The organism is Marinobacterium lacunae (assembly GCF_000705555.1).
Lineage (GTDB): Bacteria > Pseudomonadota > Gammaproteobacteria > Pseudomonadales > Balneatricaceae > Marinobacterium_D > Marinobacterium_D lacunae.
In genome coordinates, this window is sequence record NZ_JMQN01000021.1 from 162,920 (window position 1) to 182,551 (window position 19,632).

General features: G+C 57.9%; 18 protein-coding genes. 15 read left to right on the forward strand and 3 right to left on the reverse strand.

The features are described 5' to 3' along the window. The first annotated feature begins 52 nt into the window (after positions 1 to 52). The 11 genes from ADIMK_RS09180 to ADIMK_RS09230 all read left to right on the forward strand — a co-directional run bounded on the left by ADIMK_RS09180 (position 53) and on the right by ADIMK_RS09230 (position 12,137). Positions 53 to 925 carry a TorF family putative porin gene (locus ADIMK_RS09180; protein ID WP_036186606.1) on the forward strand — a complete coding sequence of 291 codons (873 nt, stop codon included), beginning with the start codon at positions 53 to 55 and terminating at the stop codon, positions 923 to 925. Next, a complete protein-coding gene (locus tag ADIMK_RS09185) occupies positions 925 to 2,556 on the forward strand; it encodes a xylulokinase (RefSeq protein ID WP_051692775.1) in 1,632 nt (543 codons plus the stop codon). The genes ADIMK_RS09180 and ADIMK_RS09185 overlap by 1 nt, the downstream gene beginning before the upstream one ends. Beyond that, complete coding sequence (locus ADIMK_RS09190; RefSeq protein WP_081849729.1) at positions 2,543 to 3,187, forward strand: class II aldolase/adducin family protein; 645 nt, start codon at positions 2,543 to 2,545, stop codon at positions 3,185 to 3,187. The genes ADIMK_RS09185 and ADIMK_RS09190 overlap by 14 nt, the downstream gene beginning before the upstream one ends. Next, complete coding sequence (locus ADIMK_RS09195) at positions 3,187 to 4,689, forward strand: aspartate aminotransferase family protein (protein WP_081849730.1); 1,503 nt, start codon at positions 3,187 to 3,189, stop codon at positions 4,687 to 4,689. Before ADIMK_RS09190 ends, ADIMK_RS09195 begins: the two co-directional genes overlap by 1 nt. Before the next feature lie 4 nt (positions 4,690 to 4,693). After that, on the forward strand, positions 4,694 to 5,332 hold the full coding sequence (locus ADIMK_RS09200) for a class II aldolase/adducin head domain-containing protein (protein WP_036186609.1): 639 nt from the start codon (positions 4,694 to 4,696) through the stop codon (positions 5,330 to 5,332). Between the two features lie 25 nt (positions 5,333 to 5,357). Next, a complete protein-coding gene (locus ADIMK_RS09205; RefSeq protein WP_051692779.1) occupies positions 5,358 to 6,536 on the forward strand; it encodes an MFS transporter in 1,179 nt (392 codons plus the stop codon). After that, positions 6,536 to 7,978, forward strand: coding sequence for an aldehyde dehydrogenase family protein (locus ADIMK_RS09210; RefSeq protein WP_036186612.1), 1,443 nt, complete (start codon positions 6,536 to 6,538; stop codon positions 7,976 to 7,978). Before ADIMK_RS09205 ends, ADIMK_RS09210 begins: the two co-directional genes overlap by 1 nt. A gap of 16 nt (positions 7,979 to 7,994) precedes the next feature. Beyond that, positions 7,995 to 8,309, forward strand: coding sequence for a c-type cytochrome (locus tag ADIMK_RS09215; RefSeq protein WP_036186615.1), 315 nt, complete (start codon positions 7,995 to 7,997; stop codon positions 8,307 to 8,309). Positions 8,310 to 8,314: 5 nt separating this feature from the next. Then, complete coding sequence (locus ADIMK_RS09220; RefSeq protein ID WP_036186617.1) at positions 8,315 to 9,724, forward strand: D-arabinono-1,4-lactone oxidase; 1,410 nt, start codon at positions 8,315 to 8,317, stop codon at positions 9,722 to 9,724. Between the two features lie 2 nt (positions 9,725 to 9,726). Next, entirely contained in the window at positions 9,727 to 10,995 is a 1,269-nt protein-coding gene (locus ADIMK_RS09225) for an alanine racemase (RefSeq protein ID WP_036186621.1), read from the forward strand. 83 nt (positions 10,996 to 11,078) lie between these two features. Then, on the forward strand, positions 11,079 to 12,137 hold the full coding sequence (locus ADIMK_RS09230) for an NAD-dependent epimerase/dehydratase family protein (RefSeq protein WP_036186632.1): 1,059 nt from the start codon (positions 11,079 to 11,081) through the stop codon (positions 12,135 to 12,137). Positions 12,138 to 12,191: 54 nt separating this feature from the next. Here the strand turns inward: ADIMK_RS09230 and ADIMK_RS09235 are convergent, their stop codons facing one another. Then, on the reverse strand, positions 12,192 to 12,749 hold the full coding sequence (locus tag ADIMK_RS09235; protein WP_036186809.1) for a HupE/UreJ family protein: 558 nt from the start codon (positions 12,747 to 12,749) through the stop codon (positions 12,192 to 12,194). A gap of 303 nt (positions 12,750 to 13,052) precedes the next feature. Here ADIMK_RS09235 and ADIMK_RS09240 point away from each other — a divergent pair, with 303 nt between their 5' ends. From ADIMK_RS09240 to ADIMK_RS09255, 4 genes are all read left to right on the forward strand, one after another. Beyond that, positions 13,053 to 14,390: a sensor histidine kinase gene (locus tag ADIMK_RS09240; RefSeq protein WP_036186633.1), complete on the forward strand. Its 1,338-nt coding sequence runs from the start codon at positions 13,053 to 13,055 to the stop codon at positions 14,388 to 14,390. Next, positions 14,383 to 15,378, forward strand: a complete 996-nt coding sequence (locus ADIMK_RS09245; RefSeq protein WP_036186634.1) for an NADH-quinone oxidoreductase subunit B family protein — start codon at positions 14,383 to 14,385, stop codon at positions 15,376 to 15,378. Before ADIMK_RS09240 ends, ADIMK_RS09245 begins: the two co-directional genes overlap by 8 nt. Then, positions 15,378 to 16,829: a nickel-dependent hydrogenase large subunit gene (locus ADIMK_RS09250; RefSeq protein ID WP_036186635.1), complete on the forward strand. Its 1,452-nt coding sequence runs from the start codon at positions 15,378 to 15,380 to the stop codon at positions 16,827 to 16,829. Before ADIMK_RS09245 ends, ADIMK_RS09250 begins: the two co-directional genes overlap by 1 nt. Positions 16,830 to 17,102: 273 nt before the next feature. Then, the gene (locus ADIMK_RS09255) at positions 17,103 to 17,354 is read left to right on the forward strand and encodes a hypothetical protein (protein ID WP_156042861.1); all 252 of its coding nucleotides are present in this window, start codon (positions 17,103 to 17,105) and stop codon (positions 17,352 to 17,354) included. A gap of 82 nt (positions 17,355 to 17,436) precedes the next feature. Here the strand turns inward: ADIMK_RS09255 and ADIMK_RS09260 are convergent, their stop codons facing one another. After that, positions 17,437 to 17,817 carry a rhodanese-like domain-containing protein gene (locus ADIMK_RS09260; RefSeq protein WP_036186638.1) on the reverse strand — a complete coding sequence of 127 codons (381 nt, stop codon included), beginning with the start codon at positions 17,815 to 17,817 and terminating at the stop codon, positions 17,437 to 17,439. After that, positions 17,817 to 19,613 carry a SulP family inorganic anion transporter gene (locus ADIMK_RS09265; RefSeq protein WP_081849731.1) on the reverse strand — a complete coding sequence of 599 codons (1,797 nt, stop codon included), beginning with the start codon at positions 19,611 to 19,613 and terminating at the stop codon, positions 17,817 to 17,819. The genes ADIMK_RS09260 and ADIMK_RS09265 overlap by 1 nt, the downstream gene beginning before the upstream one ends. Between the last annotated feature and the right edge of the window lie 19 nt (positions 19,614 to 19,632).

A 19,632-nucleotide genomic window follows, 5' to 3' on the forward strand; every position in this document is an offset into this window, starting at 1 on the left:
CCTATTACTGTTCCCCCCCTCGAAAAAAACAATAAATTGAGGAGATCCAAGCATGCGCATTTTATCACTACCGATACTGCTCGCATGGGCGTTGTGCGGTACCGCTCAAGCGGTTGAGCGCGAAGCGGATAGCTACAATATCGATACCGATATTACGATCAAGACGGACCAGCGTACGCGCGGCATTTCGGACTCATTGATGGAGCCCTCGCTGACGCTGCATACCGAGATCGCGCACGAAAGCGGGCTTATTGGCCTGCTGGAAGTTGCTCGAGTCAGTAAAAAGCAGTTTCCGGATGGCTCGGGAGCCGCAATCACCCTTGGGTTGGGATATCGCTGGGGAGATCCTGAAGCTTGGCACTTCGGTGTCGGCGCGGCTGCCGAGTTGTTTCCCGGCGCCAAGTTTGACGCCCCCCATACCTTCGACCTTTCGACATTCACGCCGGGTGATTTCAAAACCACCGACTTCAACAGCAACTTCCTCTTGTTTGAGGCGAACTATGGTGCGCTGGAAGGCCGGATGCTCTATGTCGTGTCGAAAACCTATCGTGGCGCGGATACCGGCGGTGTCTGCGGTCAGATGCTGTTGTTAGCCTCCAATCCTACAGACGCGCTTGAGTGCTATGGACGCGGCGATCATGACTCGCGTGGATCGATGTTGTTCGATCTTGACTACACGGTGGATCTGATGCCGGCGACAAGCCTGCGGCTCCATGTCGGTCATCAAAAGGTGAAGAATTTCAAAGAGGCCGATTTTACCGACTATCAGATAGGGCTTACCCGTAAACAGTGGGGGCTGAACTGGAACGTCGACTGGTATGCGACAGACACCAACGCACGCGAGCTTTACCAGGTGCAGGACGGCAACAAGTTGAGAGCGACTGACGGCAACAAGGTCGTGTTTTCGGTCACGAGGCGTTTCTGATGTCCTACGCGCATCTCCATACGGGAAAGCTGACGTCGGGCCCTCTGGTTCTGGCGGTCGATCTGGGTACGTCTGGCTGCAAGTGTGCGCTCGTGTCCTTCGATGGCACTGTGGCGGCCTGGGCGTTCGAGCCGGTGGAACTGCATATAGACGGTGTCTGCGCCGAGCAGGATCCGCATGATTGGTGGCAGGCATTTATCGACGCGGCATCGGCGGTATGCAGCGATGCAACGATGCGTAGCCGCATCGTTGCCGTCTGCTGCTCTACTCAGGCTGAATGTACGGTATGTGTCGATCGTGAAGGCGATCCAATCGGTCGGGCAATGCTCTGGCTGGACATGCGGGGGGCTCAGGCGATCGCCCGTCGGTTGCGTGGTCGCTGGTTCAACGTGATGGGGCATGCGCCGACAAAGCTCTTTCGTTGGCTACGCCTGACAGGCGGTGTCCCTGCGCAATCCGGCAAGGACAACGCCGGGCATATCGCCTACATCCGCGATCACGAACCGCAACGCTATGAACGCACCTATAAGTTCCTCAATGCGCTTGATTACATGAATCTGCGCTTGACGGGGCGGTACTGCGCCACGCCGGATTCGATGCTGACCACTTGGGTGACGGATAACCGCGACCCACACCGGATCCGTTATGACGATTCGCTACTTGCGATGCTGGGGATCGATTCGGACAAGCTGCCTGAGATCGTACCCTCCACCGAGGTCATTGGACCTGTGCTGAGCGACGTGGTTGCAACACTGGGCCTGCCGCACGATACGGTGGTGGTTGCCGGCGCAGTCGATACCTCTGCCGTTGCCGTTGGCGCGGCCGTATCCGACTTTGAGTCTCACCTCTATCTGGGGACGTCGTCCTGGATGGGGGCTCATGTCCCCTTCAAGCGCACGGATGTTCGCAATAAGCTCGCGTCCGTACCTTGCGCCGTGCCGGGTCGCTACTTGGCAATAGCGCTGCAGTCCTCGGCCGGTGTCAACCTGTCGTTCCTGCGGGACCGGATACTGTTTCACTCCGATGAATTTCTCTCCGATGAAGAACAGCCGGATGTGTATGAGATTCTCAATATCATTGCGGCTCGAGTTCCTCCCGGCGCCAATGGGCTTATCTATATGCCCTGGTTGTTCGGGGAGCGCACACCCGTAGAAGACTCGAAGCTCCGTGCGGGGCTCATCAACCTGTCTTTAGGGCATTCGCGCGAGGATATTATCCGCGCCTTCATGGAGGGAGTTGCATTGAACTCCCGCTGGATGATGGAGCCTTTTGGACGCTTGCTAGGACGCGACCTCGGTGCCGTTACCGCGGTGGGAGGGGGCGCACAATCGGACCTCTGGTGCCAGATCATCGCCGATGTGTGTGGGCAACCTATGCGTCAAATGGAAAATCCTATTCAGGCCAATACTCAAGGTGCTGCTTTCCTGGCGGCTATCGGCACCGGTGCCTTGACACTGAGCGACCTGCCCGGTTTGCAACGTCATCGCCATGTCTACGAGCCTGACCCTCGGTTGCGGGCAATGTACGACGAGAAGTTCGAGATATTCAAAGAGCTTTATCGCCAGTTGTCGCCCATCTACAACCGCCTCAACCAGTCTGAAACCAATGGAGCTGTTTATGCTTGCAGCTAACGAGCGGCAGAGTGTCGTCGAGCTCTGCATCAATCTGTCCAAGCGCGGCTATCTAGCCGGGACAGGGGGGAATGTGGCCCTGAGAGTCGATGATGAGCTCATCGCTGTTACTCCCTCCGCCGTTGACTATCTGACGATGACGCCAGCCGATGTGTGCGTTGTCAGACTGGACGACCTGTCGAAGGTGGACGGTCAACGCAATCCATCTGTAGAAACCGGGTTGCATGCCGGACTGATGCGTCGACGCCCGGATGTGGGTTGCAGCATCCATACACATCAGCCCATTGCCAGCGCTTGCACGCTCTTAAGAAAGCCTTTGACGGTGACCGATCCAAGATCAGTGCAGCGTATTGGCAGCCGTATACCGATGGTTGGCTACATGCCGTCCGGTACAGGCCTTTTGGCACACAGGGTCAGACGTGCAATTCGCCCCGACATCAACGCTTACCTTATGCGCAATCACGGTGTGCTCTGCTGCGGCAAGAGCCTGTCCGACGCAGTAGAGGCCGTAGAGATACTTGAAAAACAAGCGAGCCGGTGGCTGTTCGATGCCATCGCCACAGAAGCGCACGCCCGTCCCGGCAGAGCAGTCACCCTTGATCGTGTACAAGCACTTTTAGGAGAAGAGTAATGAACGCACCGGACAAGATTTTGCAGCAGCACGTTGATCAGTCTATCTCCTCTGTTGAAACAACGCCGGCTATCTCTCAATGGCCAGACGTAAAAGAGTTGTATGGCCGTTTTGACGCGTTGGTTAATCAGCCGATGCGCTCCATCAAGCGCGGGGCGATGGCGAAGGTGCTCGAGCATTTCGAGAGTCGCTGTCAGGGCTCAAAGCGTCTCGCCGAGGATGCGAAACGGGTCATTCCCGGAGGCGTTCAGCATAACCTGGCGTTTAACTACCCCTTCCCGCTGGCGATGAAAGAGGCGCAGGGCGCGCACCTGACCGATGTGGACGGTAATCGCTATATCGATTTCCTGCAGGCCGGCGGGCCGACATTGTTAGGCTCCAACCCCGCATCGGTACGTGCGAAGGTGAATGAGGTATTGGATGAATGCGGCCCTGTAACCGGCCTGTTGCACGAGTACGAGGTGAAGCTCGCCGACCTTATCTGCCAGTCGATGCCGGGTGTCGATATGGTGCGCCTGCTGGGTTCCGGTACCGAAGCGGTGATGGGGGCGGTACGACTCGCGCGCGCCTATACCGACCGAAAATGGGTGATCAAGATCGGCGGTGCCTACCATGGCTGGAGCGACCAGCTTGTTTACGGCATGCGACTGCCCAGCACCGGACGCATGGAAGCCGTGGGCATACCGCGCGGCGCCACGGCCTATACCCAAGAGTGCCTGCCTAATGACCTCGGTGCGCTTCGACGCAAACTTCAACTCAACCGGCTACGCGGTGGAACGGCGGCGGTCATGGTTGAGCCGTTGGGGCCGGAAAGTGGTACACGGCCGGTACACCCGGATTACAACCGTCAGGTTCGCGCGCTCTGTGATGAATTCGGCGCACTGCTGATATTCGACGAAGTCGTCACCGGGTTCCGCCTGGGGCCGGGAGGCGCACAGGCCTATTTCGACGTTAAGCCAGACATAACGGTGATGGGCAAATGCCTCGCCGGTGGTTACCCCATGGCGGGAGCGATAGGGGGGCGCAAGGAGGTCATGATGATGTTGGTTGGCGGAATAGGCACCACGTCAAAACGAGCCTTTGTCGGCGGTACTCTTTCGGCCAATCCACTCTCTTGCGTTGCTGGCTACTATGCCCTGCTAGAAGCTCAACGCCTTGATGCGGCGGGTAAGGCGGGGCGAGCCGGTGACCGTTTACAGCGTGGGCTTGCCGAGATCGTCGAGCGTAGGGGGCTACCGTACGTCGTTTATAACATGGGGTCGATTGTGCATCTGCAGACCTCAGGCGTTCTTCTGCTCGATACCAGCAACCTGTACAAGCTTTGGCGGGTTAAGGCAGAGGCCAAGGAGCGCAAACACATGATGGAGGAGATGGGTGCGGCGTATTCAGCTCACGGACTGATCACGCTTGCCGGTAGCCGTATCTACACCAGCCTGGCCGATACCGATGAGGTGATCGACGATGCACTTAACCGTTTCGACGAAGTTTTCAAGCTGGTGTAGCGCTATGAACGACTCAAATTACTTCAAGGATACCTGGCTGGAGATCAGAGACCGGCTGGTGGCCAAGCGCCTACTGGGTGATCGGGAGGCGAGCCTGTCTGTGAGATGTGCAGACGGCAAGCGAATATGGGTCGGGGCTGTCGATGCCGAACAGCCCGATCTCGTCGATCTTTTACAACCGGTCACGGACCCTCAAGCAGCCCTTCATGCCGCTGTGTATGAGCATAGGGGCGATGTCGGTGCGATAGCGGTAGGAGGTGGGCCTTATGGGTCACTGATCTCCGGTTTTGGGGGCGTCATGCCTCAGCTGTTCGATGAACAGGCCCGTCATATTGGTGAAATGCCGCCTCCGGTCAGGTGTCAGGCCGACCTTGAGCCCGCTTTGAGTGGGGCCGGTAACGCCTTGCTCTGGCGAGACCGACCTCTGTGTATGGGGATCACCAGTACCCGTCTTGCGTTGAATGTGGAGCTGTTTGAAAAGTGCGCCAAGGCCTTTGTGCTTGCAGCGGCGACGGGCGGGCGGATCACGTTACTACCCTGGTGGGTTAGACGGATCGCCAACGCTCGGTTGGCCAAGGATGAAAAGCGGGCTCTGGCCGCATTCTCCCGCGGGGAACTACCGGTTGAAAGCAGCGGCTACTAGGCGAAACCGAATCTGGAGGTGTCCGATGCAAACGCTCTCATCGCCGACGGCAACGTTCAGTACCGGGATCACGCCCGTGGTGTTGCTGGTTGGTTCTATCGCGCTGCTGATACTGGGTTTGCAGCCGTTACTCTTGGGTCAACTGTTTTCCGCGCGAATCGTCACCCTTGAGGGGATTGGTCTGGTTGCGATGGGGGAGATCGTCGCCCTCGGCCTGGGTGTGGTCCTGACCGATCTTTTTCTGCCTCGCCGTCGTCTGTGGCGCGTTGTGATACTCGCGTCCCTGGCCGTGGTGGCGCTGGATCTCATTACCTGCAACGTTCGGGGCGATATCCCGATCACGCTGGTACGAGCGGCCTGCGGTCTGGTCGAGGGTGTGTTGGTGTGGCTGACAACCTACGTCATTGTCTGCAGCCATAATCCGGAACGCCTCGCGGCGGTGTTCATGGTTGTGCAGACAATGAGTCAGGCGCTGGTTTCCACACTATTTGCAGCACTCGTGCTCCCCCTTTCAGGGTGGCAGGGGGGCTTTGTTGCACTGGCCGCGCTGTCATTGCTGCCGTGTGTTCTGATACGCGCATTACCCCGGCAGTTCCCGGCCATGCGCGAACAGCCGATTCCGGGTATACGCTGGTCGATCGCCGGATTGTTACCCCTTGTGCTGGCGTTTTTACAGATGGCTGCGATCGGCGCTATCTGGGCGTATTTGGAGCCGTTGGGAAACAGCTTCAACTTAAGCCAAGCGGAGATCGGCACGGTGGTGTCGGAGGTGCTCTTGATGCAAGTGTTGGGGGGGATCGTTTCAGTATTCACCGTTCATCGCTTCAACACGGTACTTGTAGTGGCCCTGGGGGCACTCACTTTGGGCGGCATCGGCTTTGCCTTAATGCAACTGACGCAGATCGACTTCGTACTTTTCACCGGCTTGTTCGCGCTGTTCGGTTTTGCGTGGCTCTTTACCATGCCCTTTTATGTCAGCTTAGCGCTTCAGGTCGATCCAAGTGGTCGTGTGGCACTATTGATTCCTGCTATGCAGCTAACCGGCAGCGCCTCAGGACCGCTGGCCGTCTCTCTGGCTGTTGATAGCGATGGCGTCGGCATAGTACCGGCGTTCAGCGCTGCCTTCTCTGTCTCTGTTTTGACCTTGACGGTATTGGGATACCGCTGGATCTCTCGGCGGACAATCGGTGGAGAGGGCGTGTAATGACCCGTCACGAAAAGGTCACTACCGACCTGCAACGGATCCCCCAGCTCTTTGAGGGACAGCGTGAAACAGCCCTGCGTCTGCGCACCCGCTCATTGCGGGAACGCCGCCGCAAGCTCGAACAGCTGCGGGATGGCCTGCTTGCACGCCGGGAAGCGCTGTACGACGCGTTCAACAAGGATTTTCGCAAGCCGGCTGCCGAAGTCGATCTGACCGAATTGGTACCGGTGATCGACGAAATACAGATGGCCCTGCGTAGCCTGAAGCGCTGGATGAAACCCCAACGTGCACGCGCGACGCTTGTCACGCTGGGAACATCGGCACGGATAACCTACCAAGGCAAGGGGCGTTGTCTCATCGTCGGGCCCTGGAACTACCCGGTGTCGACATTGCTCGGACCGCTGGTGTCCGCTATTGCTGCCGGGAACTCGGTGATTTTGAAACCTTCGGAGTTCGTTCCCTCGATAAACGCGGTGCTGGTGGAGCTGATCGCCGAGGTGTTCGACCTCTCTGAAGTGGCTGTCGTGCAAGGCGGGGCCGATACCGCACAATGTTTGCTCAATTACCCCTTCGATCATATTTTTTTCACCGGTTCTCCCCAAGTGGGGAAGTGGGTGATGGAGGCTGCTTCCAGACACCTGACCTCGGTAACCCTGGAGCTCGGTGGCAAGTCGCCGGTTATCGTTGACGAGAGCGCTGATCTCAGACGTGCCGCGGAGGTTATCCTCTGGGGAAAACTGGTCAATGCTGGTCAGACCTGCATCGCCCCCGATACGCTCTTTGTGCACCGAAACGTCCGTGACACCTTCCTCGCACACTGCCAAGAGTTGATTGCACAACGTTTCGGCAGTAGTGACGCGGAGGTGTTCGCCAGTCCGGATCTGGCACGTATCGTTAATGTGCGGCATGCAAGACGCATAGCAGCGCTTGTAGACGATGCGCTGACACAAGGCGCACAGCTGGTGTGCGGTGGACAGCACCATGTCGACGAGTGCTTCGTTGCGCCGACGCTGCTCACGGATATACCCGATACAGCCAACATCATGGAGGAGGAGATCTTCGGGCCGGTACTGCCGGTGATCGAGTTCGGCGAGCTCGACGAAGTGATACACGCCATTAATGCCAGGCCCAAGCCGCTGGCGTTGTATCTATGGAGTCGTCGCAAAGCGTGCATCGACAGGGTGTGCAGAGAGACCAGTTCGGGCAGTGCGGTGATTAATCACTGCATGTTGCAGTTCGTGCATAGCCGTTTGCCCTTCGGTGGCGTCAACTATTCTGGCATCGGGAACTCGCATGGCGAGTTTGGCTTCAAGGCCTTCTCCCATGAGCGCGCAACCCTTCAGGGCGGGCCGATTCTTGTGGTCAAGGCATTCTTCCCCCCCTACACCCCCTTTAAACGGGGCTTGATCAAATTGTTGATTAAGTCGTTAGTCAGGTTTTAATCGGGAGCAAAGTGCGATGCGAATACTGCTTGCGTTCCTGTTCCTCACCGCCGTTCAGCTCAGTACCGCAGTTGTGAAGGCGGAACCGAACCAGCGTCAGATCAAGCTGTTCCAAGTGAACTGCGCGCAATGCCACGTGAGCGGCCTGCCTTCAATACCGGCTATGGGGCGTCCCGAAGACTGGGTGTCGCGTAACCAACGCGGTGAGGATGCGTTATTGGCCAATGTCGTTCAGGGGTTGGGCGGGATGCCACCGTCCGGATACTGCTCCGCCTGTAGCGAAACCGACCTCCGGGTGCTCGTGCGTCTGGTGTCCGGAACAGAGGAGTAAGACTGATGTCGTTTGATCGCCGACGTTTTCTTCAGGGGCTGGCCGGGGCCGCAACGGCAGGTCTGCTACCGGGCTGTACAAAGCAGCCGTTCGAAGCCGCCGAGCCGGCCTTTCATTACGAGCCTGGCCAACCGATTCCGTGGATGAATTGGGCGGGCAACCAGCACTGCTATCCCGCACATCGCATAGCGCCCACCGGCGAGACAGAGTTGGTTGAGCGATTGAAACGCGCAAAGGGATGCGTTCGGGCGGTGGGCGCGAGTCACTCGTTTACCGCACTGGTGCCCACTGATGACACGCTGATCGCGACAGACTTAATGGCCGGATTGGTTGGCTATGACGATCAGAGTATACAGGCAGAACTATGGGCCGGGACGCGACTTCACGACACCGGACGACTGCTCGAAGCTATCGGTCAGGCGCTGCCCAATATGCCGGACGTCGATCGTTTTGCGCTTGGTGGCGCGCTGGCAAACTCGGCCCATGCCACCGGCGTGCGCTTTGGCTCCATGTCGTCGCAGCTGCTCGGTCTTACGCTCGCTACGCCGAGTGGGGAGCTGCTTCAGTGTTCGGACACGGAAAACCCGGACATCTTTCAGGCCGCACGGACCTCGCTCGGCGCCCTTGGCATTGTCACGCGCGTACGGCTGCAGAATGTGGAAAGTTTCCGCCTGACAGAGGTCAACCAAATTGAATATACCGAGGATGTTCTTGATGATCTGCCGCGGCGCCTCGAGGCCCACAGGCATTTCGAATTTCTGCCGCTGCCCAACTCCGATCTTTCTGTGACGGTCAGCACGGATCTGGCCAGGCCGGATGACAGGGAACAGGGGGCAGATGATCCCGACGCATTAATCAAGCTGCGAAGACTGTACGAGAGCATCAGTTGGTTACCGGGGGCGAATCTGGTCTACGACTGGCTGTTGAAGCTGAATATGGCTGAAGGGGCGTCTACGGTTCGCACCGGACGCTCCTATACAGTACTTGCACATCCCCGCTTGGTGCGGTTTCGAGAGATGGAATATATCCTGCCCCAGGAGGTAGGCCCCGCATGTTTGAGGGAGATTCTTCAGACAATACGGGACCGAGGAATTCCCGCATGCTTTCCCCTCGAGTACCGCGCCGTAGCATCGGATGATATATGGCTGTCGATGTTTCAGGGGCGTCCAAGCGTTGCCATAGCTGTACACCAGTTCGGTGATCTGGATCATCGTGCCTACTTTGAGCAGATTGAACCGATCTTCTGGAAATACCAGGGTCGTCCCCATTGGGGCAAGTTACACACGCTCGATTCCAACCGACTGAAAAACCTCTATAGCGCACACTGGCAGGACTTTCAGGACGTGCGCGAGAGTCTGGACCCCGGAAACAAGATGTTGAACCCCTATCTCCGACACCTTTTTGGAGTGGTCTGAGCATGGTATCCAGACGCCGTCTTTTAGTTGCAGGTGGTGCAGTCATGGCCGGTCTGGCGTTTAGTCGACCTGAGACTCGGTCGGGCAAACATTCGGCCTACTTTGATACGCTGAACACGCTTCTGCGCCGCGAAGGTATCGATCGCCCCGTCTTGTTGATCGATCTGGAGCGTCTTGATCGCAACATAGACAGAGTGATGGCAACGGTGAATGCCGCAGGAGGAGGGTATAGGATCGTCACCAAATCGGTTCCGGCAGCTGGATTGGTCGATTACATAGCCGAGCGAGCCGGGACCCGTTCGCTTATGGTGTTCCATCGGCCCTTTCTGGAAGAGATGGCGCGTCTGCGCCCGAACAGCGACATCCTGATCGGTAAACCTCTGCCACTTGCATCTCTGTCACGTTTTTACGATGGACAACATCACCGGTTCGATCCCGAACGACAGTTGCAGTGGCTGGTCGATTCCCGTGATCGTCTGGAGCAGTATCTGGCGTTCGCCAAATCCCGCGACGTGAGGTTGAGAGTCAATCTGGAGATCGATGTTGGTCTGCATCGGGGAGGATTCGACAATGCACATACGCTGCACAGGGCACTGACACTGATCAGTGAGAACCCCGGGCGATTGAAGTTTGCCGGGTTCATGGGGTATGACGCTCATGTGGCGGCATTACCGCCGATATTGGCTGGTTTTGAAACAACCAAAGTAAAGGCGCGTTATGCCGACGCCATTGCGCTACTGAGGGAGCAGTTTCCTCACCTCATCAACGAAACGGTTACCTTCAATGGAGCAGGAAGTCCCACCTTTCGTCACTACGGACGAGACTCCTTGCTTAACGATATTTCAGTGGGCTCGGCGTTGTTGAAGCCGAGTCACTACGACCTGGATTCCTTATCTGATTTCGAGCCGAGCGCCTTTATAGCATCTCCGGTGCTCAAACGACGCACCAGTACTGGACTGCCGACTCTGGAGTGGCTCGCAGCACCCATGCGCGCCTGGGACGGTAATCGTGCCGATACCCTATTCATCTATGGCGGTAACTGGCTGGCACAGCCGGAGTCTCCGCCGGGCATCGAACTGGCGGAGATCTATCGGAGCTCCAACCAGGAAGGGTATTACGCATCAAAAGCGGTAGATCTGGCGGTGGATGACTTTCTGTTCCTGAGGCCCTCGCAGTCGGAAGCCGTGTTGCTTCAGTTTGGTGAACTGATTGGCGTTCGTGAAGGCTACGTAGAAAGACGCTGGCCCGTGTTGAGGCAGGGGATGGCGTGACCGAAGAGCAGGTGTGTCTGCTCCCACTATGTAAGCATCGAATATTTCTTTTATCTGACCGTACGTCTTGATAAGGAGGGAAAATGACTCAGCAGGTTTTAGTGACCGGGGGCACGGGGTTTGTGGGGTGCCACCTTGTTCGTCAGTTGTTGGAAGCTGGATACAAGGTACATACCACCGTTCGCAGCCTTTCCGATGAACAGAAATTGGGTCCTTTACGGGCGATGCAGGCAGCCTATCCCGAGCGCTTGGTACTGTTCGAGGCCGATCTGCTGACACCCGGCTCTTTTGCCAAAGCCATGCAGGGGTGCGCGACTGTGCACCATGTTGCATCGCCCTTTTTACTCCCTGAACGGATCAAGGATGGCAGGTCTCAGATACTGGAGCCTGCGCTAAAAGGCACTCGCAATGTACTGGACAGCGTGAACCGGACCCCAAGCGTGACTCGCGTGGTGATGACATCGTCGGTAGGCGCGATCTTCGGTGATTATTCCGATGTGTTCGACATGAAGGACAGAATACTGACGGAAGAGTATTTCAATACATCAAGCACGCTGGAGAACAACCCCTATCACTATTCGAAGGTGGAGGCGGAGAAAGAAGCCTGGCGCATGTCTGAAGCACAACAACGTTGGCGCCTGATAACGATTAATCCTGGGATGATCTTGGGGCCCTCCATGACACCGGCTTCGGCCTCCGGCAGCCTTTTTTTGATGGATGAGATGTTAAAAGGCTATTTTTTTTATGGGATGCCGGATCTCAGTCTTACCACGGTCGATGTGCGTGAAGTGGCAAAAGCGCATATCCGGGCGGCACAGGTCGGATCCGCGCAGGGACGTTACATCCTGGCTGAGAAGGAGATGATCTCCTTTGTCGAGATAGCGAAGATTCTTAGGCGCGTCCATCACCGCCCCTGGCTTTTGCCCAAGCACCGGATTCCCAAGGCTGTTGTACGCCTGATCGGACCGTTATTCGGATTGAGCCAGCCGTATATGCGTAAACATTTGGGGATACGGTTCCGGGTGAACAATAGCCGCAGCATCGAAGAACTTGGCATCAAATACCGCCCAATTGAACAGACGCTTATCGATCATTATCGGAGTTGGACAGATCAACGCCGTGCAATACCAAGCACAGGATAAACGCTCCCAAAGGTTAGCCTCTCCAACCATGTGTGAGGGCTAACCTTTTGTATCTCATCCGAGCAGCCAAAGGCCGGTTGCCGCAATGGCTGCACCCAAACTGCGGGTCAGCGCTGGCAACGCGCGCAGTTTTTGTGTCGCTACGGCGCCGCTCAGGTGCAGGGCCGCGCTGCTAGCCATAAAACCGAAAGCAAAAGTAGCGATAGAACCGCTGGCTTCATGACCATGAGCGAAACCGTGAAACAGAGCGAAAAGAACGCTCAATGTCAGCATCACCGAGGCGGGCAGCCGCACGGCCGTGGTGATCACAACACCGAGCAGTAACACCGATAGGGCGATCCCCGACTCCACCATCGGCAGCGCGAAACCGGTCAGGGCCAGGCCGAAGCCGGCCAATAGCGCAAGCATGAATGCGCCTGGAATGGCCAGGCGTAAGCTACCCTGCTGCAATGCCGCCCAGATCCCGATTGCCAGCATCGCCAGCAGGTGGTCGGCACCCATCAGCGGATGCAGCAGGCCTGCGCTGAAGCCGGTACCAGTGGTGGAGTGAGCAAAGGCAAGGCTCGGGCTCAAGGCTGCCAGAGCGGTGAGGATCAGGGCATGTCGTTTCATGTTGGCTTCCTGTTTCATTGTTCTATCCGAATTCGGGCGGCTAGGTGCCTGCTGCATTAAACACTGGGTCGGTCGCAAGTGTTAGCAAAGTGGGTGCCAGTTGCTGGTCGTGGTCACAAAACCTTGATAAGTCGTGGTTGCTAGGAACGGCACGGTCAATGCGTGCTCTGATAAAAAGGCCCACTTTTACGACGTAGCTGGATACCTGCTTACCGTTTAGTCGCTTAGGTGGAAAGTAATCGGGAGGTTGGCGGCAACACGCGCTGGCGTTAGTCTGTAGCCTCCTCAACTGGCAGCAGAACGATGGCACAGCAGCAACCCCACAAAGGCCAGCGCGAAAGCGCGGCGACCGATGAAGCCTGGGTCAGCGTCATCCGTAAAATGGATGAGGCTTATGCCGATCTGGTGCGCTATCAAGTACAGGTGGAGGAACAGAACACGGCGCTGGAGGAGGCGCACAGCTTCTTCGACAGTGTGCAGTCGGCGATGAGCGATGTGCTGATCGCCTGCGATCATGAGGGCCGTATCCAGCAGGTTAACCGTGCCTTCGAAGAACTAACCGGCCGAACCATGAGCTCACTTCTGGATCAGCCGATGGAACACCTGTGCAGCGGCGAGAGTCGCGCCCGTCTGATCGATTGCCTCAAGCGTGTACGGCGCGAGCCGGTGCGCGATGAGCAGATCAGTATCGAGGGTGTTCAAGGCCCGGTGCCGCTGGCACTTAACTGTTCACCGCGCTTCAATCAGCGCGGGCGTCTTGTCGGTGTTGTCGTGGCGGGCCGTCCGGTGGGCGAGTTGCAGCGCGCCTTCAACGAGCTGAATCAGGCCCACGCCGAACTCAAACTGGCGCAGGAGCGGCTGATACAGGCGGAAAAGATGGCATCGCTTGGCCGTCTGGTAGCGGGGGTGGCCCATGAGCTGAACAACCCCATCAGCTTTGTATATGGCAACATGCATGCGCTTCAGCGTTACACCCGGCGGCTGGTCGAGTATTTCGATCTGGTGCAGTCTGGCGCCAGTCGTGAACAGCTGCGCGAACTGCGCGAGAAGCTGAGGTTGGACCGCGTCATTGCGGATCTGGACTCGTTGGTTGAGGGGACGATGGAGGGGGCCGACCGGGTACGGGAAATCGTCAACGACCTGCGCCAGTTCTCCTCCACCCAGCGCAGCGAAAAGGCGCCGTTTGATCTGGTGCATGTGGTGCGTTCGGCTCTGCACTGGATCATCAAGGAGAGCCGCGCCGGCATTCAGGTCGAGGAGGAGCTGCCCGAGCGGTTGAAAGCGGTGGGGCACTCCGGACAGATTCATCAGGTAGTGGTCAACCTGATCCAGAACGCAGCCGATGCCGTGGCTGAGCGTGTCCAACCGTCGCTATCATTGACGGCCGGGCAGACCGATACACTGATCTGGTTCGAGGTGGCCGACAACGGCCCCGGGATACCGCCTGAAAACCTGCCGCACCTGTTCGACCCCTTCTTTACCACCAAGCCCACGGGGCAGGGCACGGGGCTTGGACTGTCGATCAGCTACGGCATTGTCGCCGAGCACGGCGGTACGCTCAGCATCGAGAACCGACCGGAGGGCGGCGCCCGCGCGCGTTTGACGCTGCCGTTGGGAGAGGGAGGTGAAGACAATGGCTAATATGCTCTGGCTGCAATCGGGAGGCTGCGGCGGTTGCTCCATGTCGCTACTCGGTGCCGAAGGACCGGATCTGATCACTACCCTTGAATCCGCCGGAATCGAACTGCTCTGGCACCCTTCGCTGAGTGAACAGACCGGTGCTGAGGTCAGGCAGATGCTTGAACACATCATCGACGGTGAGCGGGCGCTGGACCTTCTGTGCATTGAGGGTTCCCTGATGCGCGGGCCCAACGGAACAGGGCGGTTTCATCTATTTGGCGGTACCGGTATTCCGATGATCGACTGGGTCGGCAAGCTGGCGCAACGGGCGCGCTACACGCTGGCGATCGGCTCCTGTGCTGCCTATGGCGGTATCACCAGCGCAGGGGACAATCACACCGACGCCACCGGTTTGCAGTTCGAGGGCGAGTTGCGTGGCGGCCTCCTTGGCAGTGAGTATCGCTCGGCGGACGCCATGCCGGTGATCAATGTGTCGGGCTGCCCTGTGCACCCCAACTGGGTGACCGAAACCCTGATCGAGCTGGCCCTTGGCGAGGGCCGTGCCGATCAACTCGATACTCTTGGGCGCCCCAGACTGTTTGCCGATCAGCTTGTTCATCACGGCTGTACCCGCAACGAATACTACGAATACAAGGCCAGTGCCGAGCAGCTAGGGCATCAGGGGTGCATGATGGAGCATCTGGGGTGTCTTGGCACTCAGGCTCACGGCGACTGCAATACACGGCCCTGGAACGGTGAAGGTTCCTGCACCCGCGGCGGCTACCCCTGTATCAACTGCACAGCGCCCGAGTTTGAAGAGCCGCGTCACGCCTTTATGGAGACCCCGAAAATTGCCGGTATACCGGTTGGGCTTCCCACCGATATGCCAAAGGCGTGGTTTGTTGCGCTGGCCTCTCTGTCCAAGGCGGCAACGCCCGAGCGATTAAAGGAAAATGCCCGCTCCGAGCATCTGATCTATCCACCGACGCTGCATAAGAGAAAGAATTGATGAGTCGTATAGTGGTAGGGCCTTTCAACCGCGTTGAAGGGGATCTTGATATCACGCTGGACAGCTCAGCGGGGCAGGTGACAGGCGCGCGCGTGAATGCCACCCTGTACCGGGGCTTTGAGCAGATTTTGCTGGGCAAGCCCGCGCTGGATGCATTGGTTTACACGCCGCGTATCTGCGGTATCTGCTCGGTCAGCCAGTCGGTGGCCGGTGCGCTGGCGCTGTCCGATGCACTGGGTATCGAGCCGACCCGAAACGGTGAGCTGTGTCGCAACCTCATCCTTGCCAATGAGTCGCTGACCGATCTTCTGACCCACTTCTACCTGTTCTTCATGCCGGATCTGGCCCGGGATGTGTACCAGCGTGAGCCCTGGTACGACAGGGTGGCGACACGTTTTCGTGCCGTAAAAGGCGATGCTACGCGCGAAATGCTACCGGCGCGGGCGGAGTTCTTACATCTTATGGGGCTACTGGCCGGAAAGTGGCCGCATACGCTGAGTATTCAGCCTGGCGGTACCACTCGACCGGTGCAACGTCAGGAGCGCCTGCGTCTTCTGGCCATACTGAGTGGTTTTCGCCGGTTTCTGGAGCGTGTCTGTTTCGGCGATGATCTTGAGCGTATCGCGGCGCTGCGAACCCCGGATCAACTGCAAAACTGGCGGGCGCAGCGGCCGTGGCACTCAAGCGATCTAAGCACCTTTCTGCACCTGTCGGAGCAGCTGGGCTTTGATCAACTGGGCCGTGCGACAGATCGTTTCATGAGCTTCGGCAACTATGCGGTGCAGGGGGAGATGCTTGTGCCCAGCGGCGTCTGGACGCCGGCAGAGGGGCGGCTAGTGCTGGATGCCGGGCAGATTAGCGAAGATGTCAGCCATGCCTGGATGCGAGAGGCGCCGGTTTTGCACCCTGCCCGGGGCGAAACGGATCCGGTTGCTGAAAAAGAGGGGGCCTATAGCTGGTGCAAGGCGCCGCGTTTAAACGGTCAGGTGGTGGAAACCGGCGCACTCGCCAGAGCCCTGGTTGCCGGTGATCCGTTGATGACGGCATTGGTCAGTGAGCAGGGCGGCACCGTGCATACGCGCATGCTGGCACGGCTTTTCGAGCTGGCGCGTACGATACCGAAACTGCAGCAGTGGGTGCTGCAGATCGAGCCGGATGAGCCGTTTTGCAATCACCCGACAAGACTAGAAGACGGTGAGGGCGTGGGCCTGATGGAAGCGGCACGGGGCAGTCTGGGACACTGGGTGTCGGTGAAACGCGGACGGATCAGCCGTTATCAGATCATCGCGCCGACCACCTGGAACTTCTCACCGCGTGATGCTCGCGAGCAGCCGGGCGCATTGGAACAGGCGTTGGTCGGTGCGCCCATTCGCGAGGGGGAAGCCGATCCTGTATCGGTACAACATATCGTACGCAGTTTCGATCCTTGCATGGTGTGTACCGTGCACTGATTTATCCTGTTGATTAATAAGCGTTAATGCGCACGACAGGGATGATTCATACCGGGCAGGGCGCAGAAAGCTCTGCTGTATTATTTTCATACTGGCCGCTGAGAGTTGCTAAATATGAAATATGTGCCATAGATCAATATGGGTGCCTGCAATCTGTTGCTAGATTAATGTACGTAGTAGGCAACAAATACAGAGGGTTCAGGTATGCGCCTCGTAAAAGACCTGGTAGATAGCAGAATAGTCTTATACTGGATTGCCGGTTCCGGTAAGCAGTTGAGCACCTATCTTGCGTCGCTGAGTCAGGCCGAGGAGTGGTGGAAGGCGTACATGTTTTCCCGTTATCAGGGTGAGGAAAGGCGGCAGTCGGTTCTTGATCGACGTACAAACTTCGAAAAGAGACGGCGTATTGCGCAGTCAAATGAACTTATCCCCATGTCGCCCTACGGTCGGCGCAGCACGGATATACCGGTGAAGGTCGATGTGGATCGGGTTTCGGAAAAGCTGAACGCCCTAACCGGCAGGTAAGCATCGGTAATACACGGAACAGGTTGTTTGAAGTGGTCAAAAGAGCCCCGCCCGTCGGGGCTCTTTTCTGTGTATCAGGCCGTTATTCGAAGTCGGGCATCTGTGGCTGAACCACCGGTTTGTCCGCTTCGGCCCAAGCATCAAATCCACCGGCTATCGAGCGGACATGGAGATAACCCATGTTCTTAAGGCTCAGTGCTGACAGCGCTGCGCGACCGCTGGTTTTGCAGTAAAGCACGAGATTCAGATCACGGGCCGAGAGGGCCGTGTCGTTGCTCAGGCGAAACTCCAGCATGCCACGGGGAATATTGATCGCCCCCGGCAGGTGCCCGGCTTGATATTCGTCAGGCTCGCGCACATCAATGACCACATCCGCCTGCTGGACGGCTTGTTCGGCCTCCTCGACGCTAACCTCGGTTATCTGCGCCTTTGCCTCGGCGACCAGATCATGTGCAGTTTTCATCAGTTGAGCTCCTTTAAATGGTTGGATTCCGGCGAGATCGGGCAATGTGTTGGCAGCGCGTCCTGCGTGCGGCGGGTGGTGATCGGGTCGAGCAGCAGCAGGGCCTCGTAATGGCTGACAAAGACACGCCCACCAAACTGGTCTAGAAATTGTGCACGTCTGAGCTGATCCATAACCGGGCCTTTAACTTCTGAAAGGTGCAGCTGGACACCGGATGTATGCAGACGTTCAGTGATCGCCTCAAGGCTTTCAAGCGCGCTGGCGTCGATCAGGTTGATGCCTGAGCACATCAATACCAGGTGACGTGCCGATGGGTGTGAGGCAATCAGCTGGGCGATACGATCTTCAAGATAACGCGCATTGGGAAAGTAGAGGCTCTCGTCCACCCGAATCGAGAGCACACTCTCGCTTTGTACGACATCAAATCTCGCCACATTACGAAAGTGCTGACTACCGGGCAGCTGGCCGACAACCGCGATATGCGGATGGCTGGTACGCCAAAGGAAAAGCAGTAGCGAAAGACTGAGCCCGGTCAGAATGCCGACTTCAATATTGAAAAACAGCACCCCGAGCATGGTGGCCAGCATGGCGGCGCCATCCTGCCAGGCATATTGCCATGTGCGCTTGAGCTGGCCCAGATCCACCAGTGTCAGCACCGCGACGATGATGATAGCCGCCAGTATCGCGCGCGGCAGGCTCTCGAAAAGTGGGGAGACAAACACCACCGTCAGGGCCATACCGATAGCCGAGAGCGCCCCGGCCAGAGGGGTTTGAGCGCCCGCCTCGTAACTGACGACGGATCGGGAGAAACCACCTGACACCGGCATGCCGCCGCTGAGCGCCGTGATCAGATTGGCTCCACCCAGTGCCAGCAGCTCCTGATTGGGGGAGATGCGCTGGCGCCGTCGGGCGGCGAAGGTCTGGGCGACCGATACCGAACCGATAAAACCCACCAGACTTATCAATACGGCCAGTGGCAACAGTTTTACCACGAGATCCAGATCGAAAACGGGCAGTGCAAACGCAGGCAAGGCCTGTGGTACTTTGCCGACCACGGCCACGCCTTGCTGGTCGAGATGCATGAAGTGCACCGACAGCGCGCCAACAAGCAACGCCAGAAGCGGAGCCGCTTTCGTAAGTGTGGCAGCCTTGCGTAGGGAGAGGCCGAGTGCGGCAAGTCCGGTTTTACCAAAGCGCCGCGCCAGATAGAGGAAAACAAGGCTCAGGCCGCCAATCGCCAGTGTGGGCAGGTGGGTATCAGGCAAAGCTTTAATCGTTGAGCGAAGCAGTGCCAGAGCGGTATCGCCCTGGGTGTTGATACCGAGAATGTGGCGCAGTTGGCTGAGCATGATCAAAATGCTTGAGGCGCTGATAAACCCTGAAACAACGGGGTGGCTGAGGAAATTGATTAGAAAGCCGATGCGCAGCAGGGACATGACGAGCATCACGCCCCCGGAGAGCAATGCCAGCAGCAGCGCCGCCTGAATATAGTCAGCCGAGCCCGGCTCAAACATGGGGGTTAACGCTGAGGCGGTCAGGAGCGCAACAATTGCAACGGGCCCCACCGCAAGCGTGCGACTGCTGCCCAGCAGCGCGTAGGCGATTGGTGGAAAAATGCTGGCATAGAGACCCACAACCGGCGGCAGTCCGGCGAGCATGGCATAGGCCAGACTTTGCGGTATCAGCAGTAGCGTAAGAATGAGTGCGGCGAGCCCGTCATGGGTCGCACTCTCCTTGTCGTACTCGCGTGCCCAGGATAAGAAGGGCAGGTAACGTGCCAGACGCTCAACATTCATCTATCGGCTCCGCTCGCCG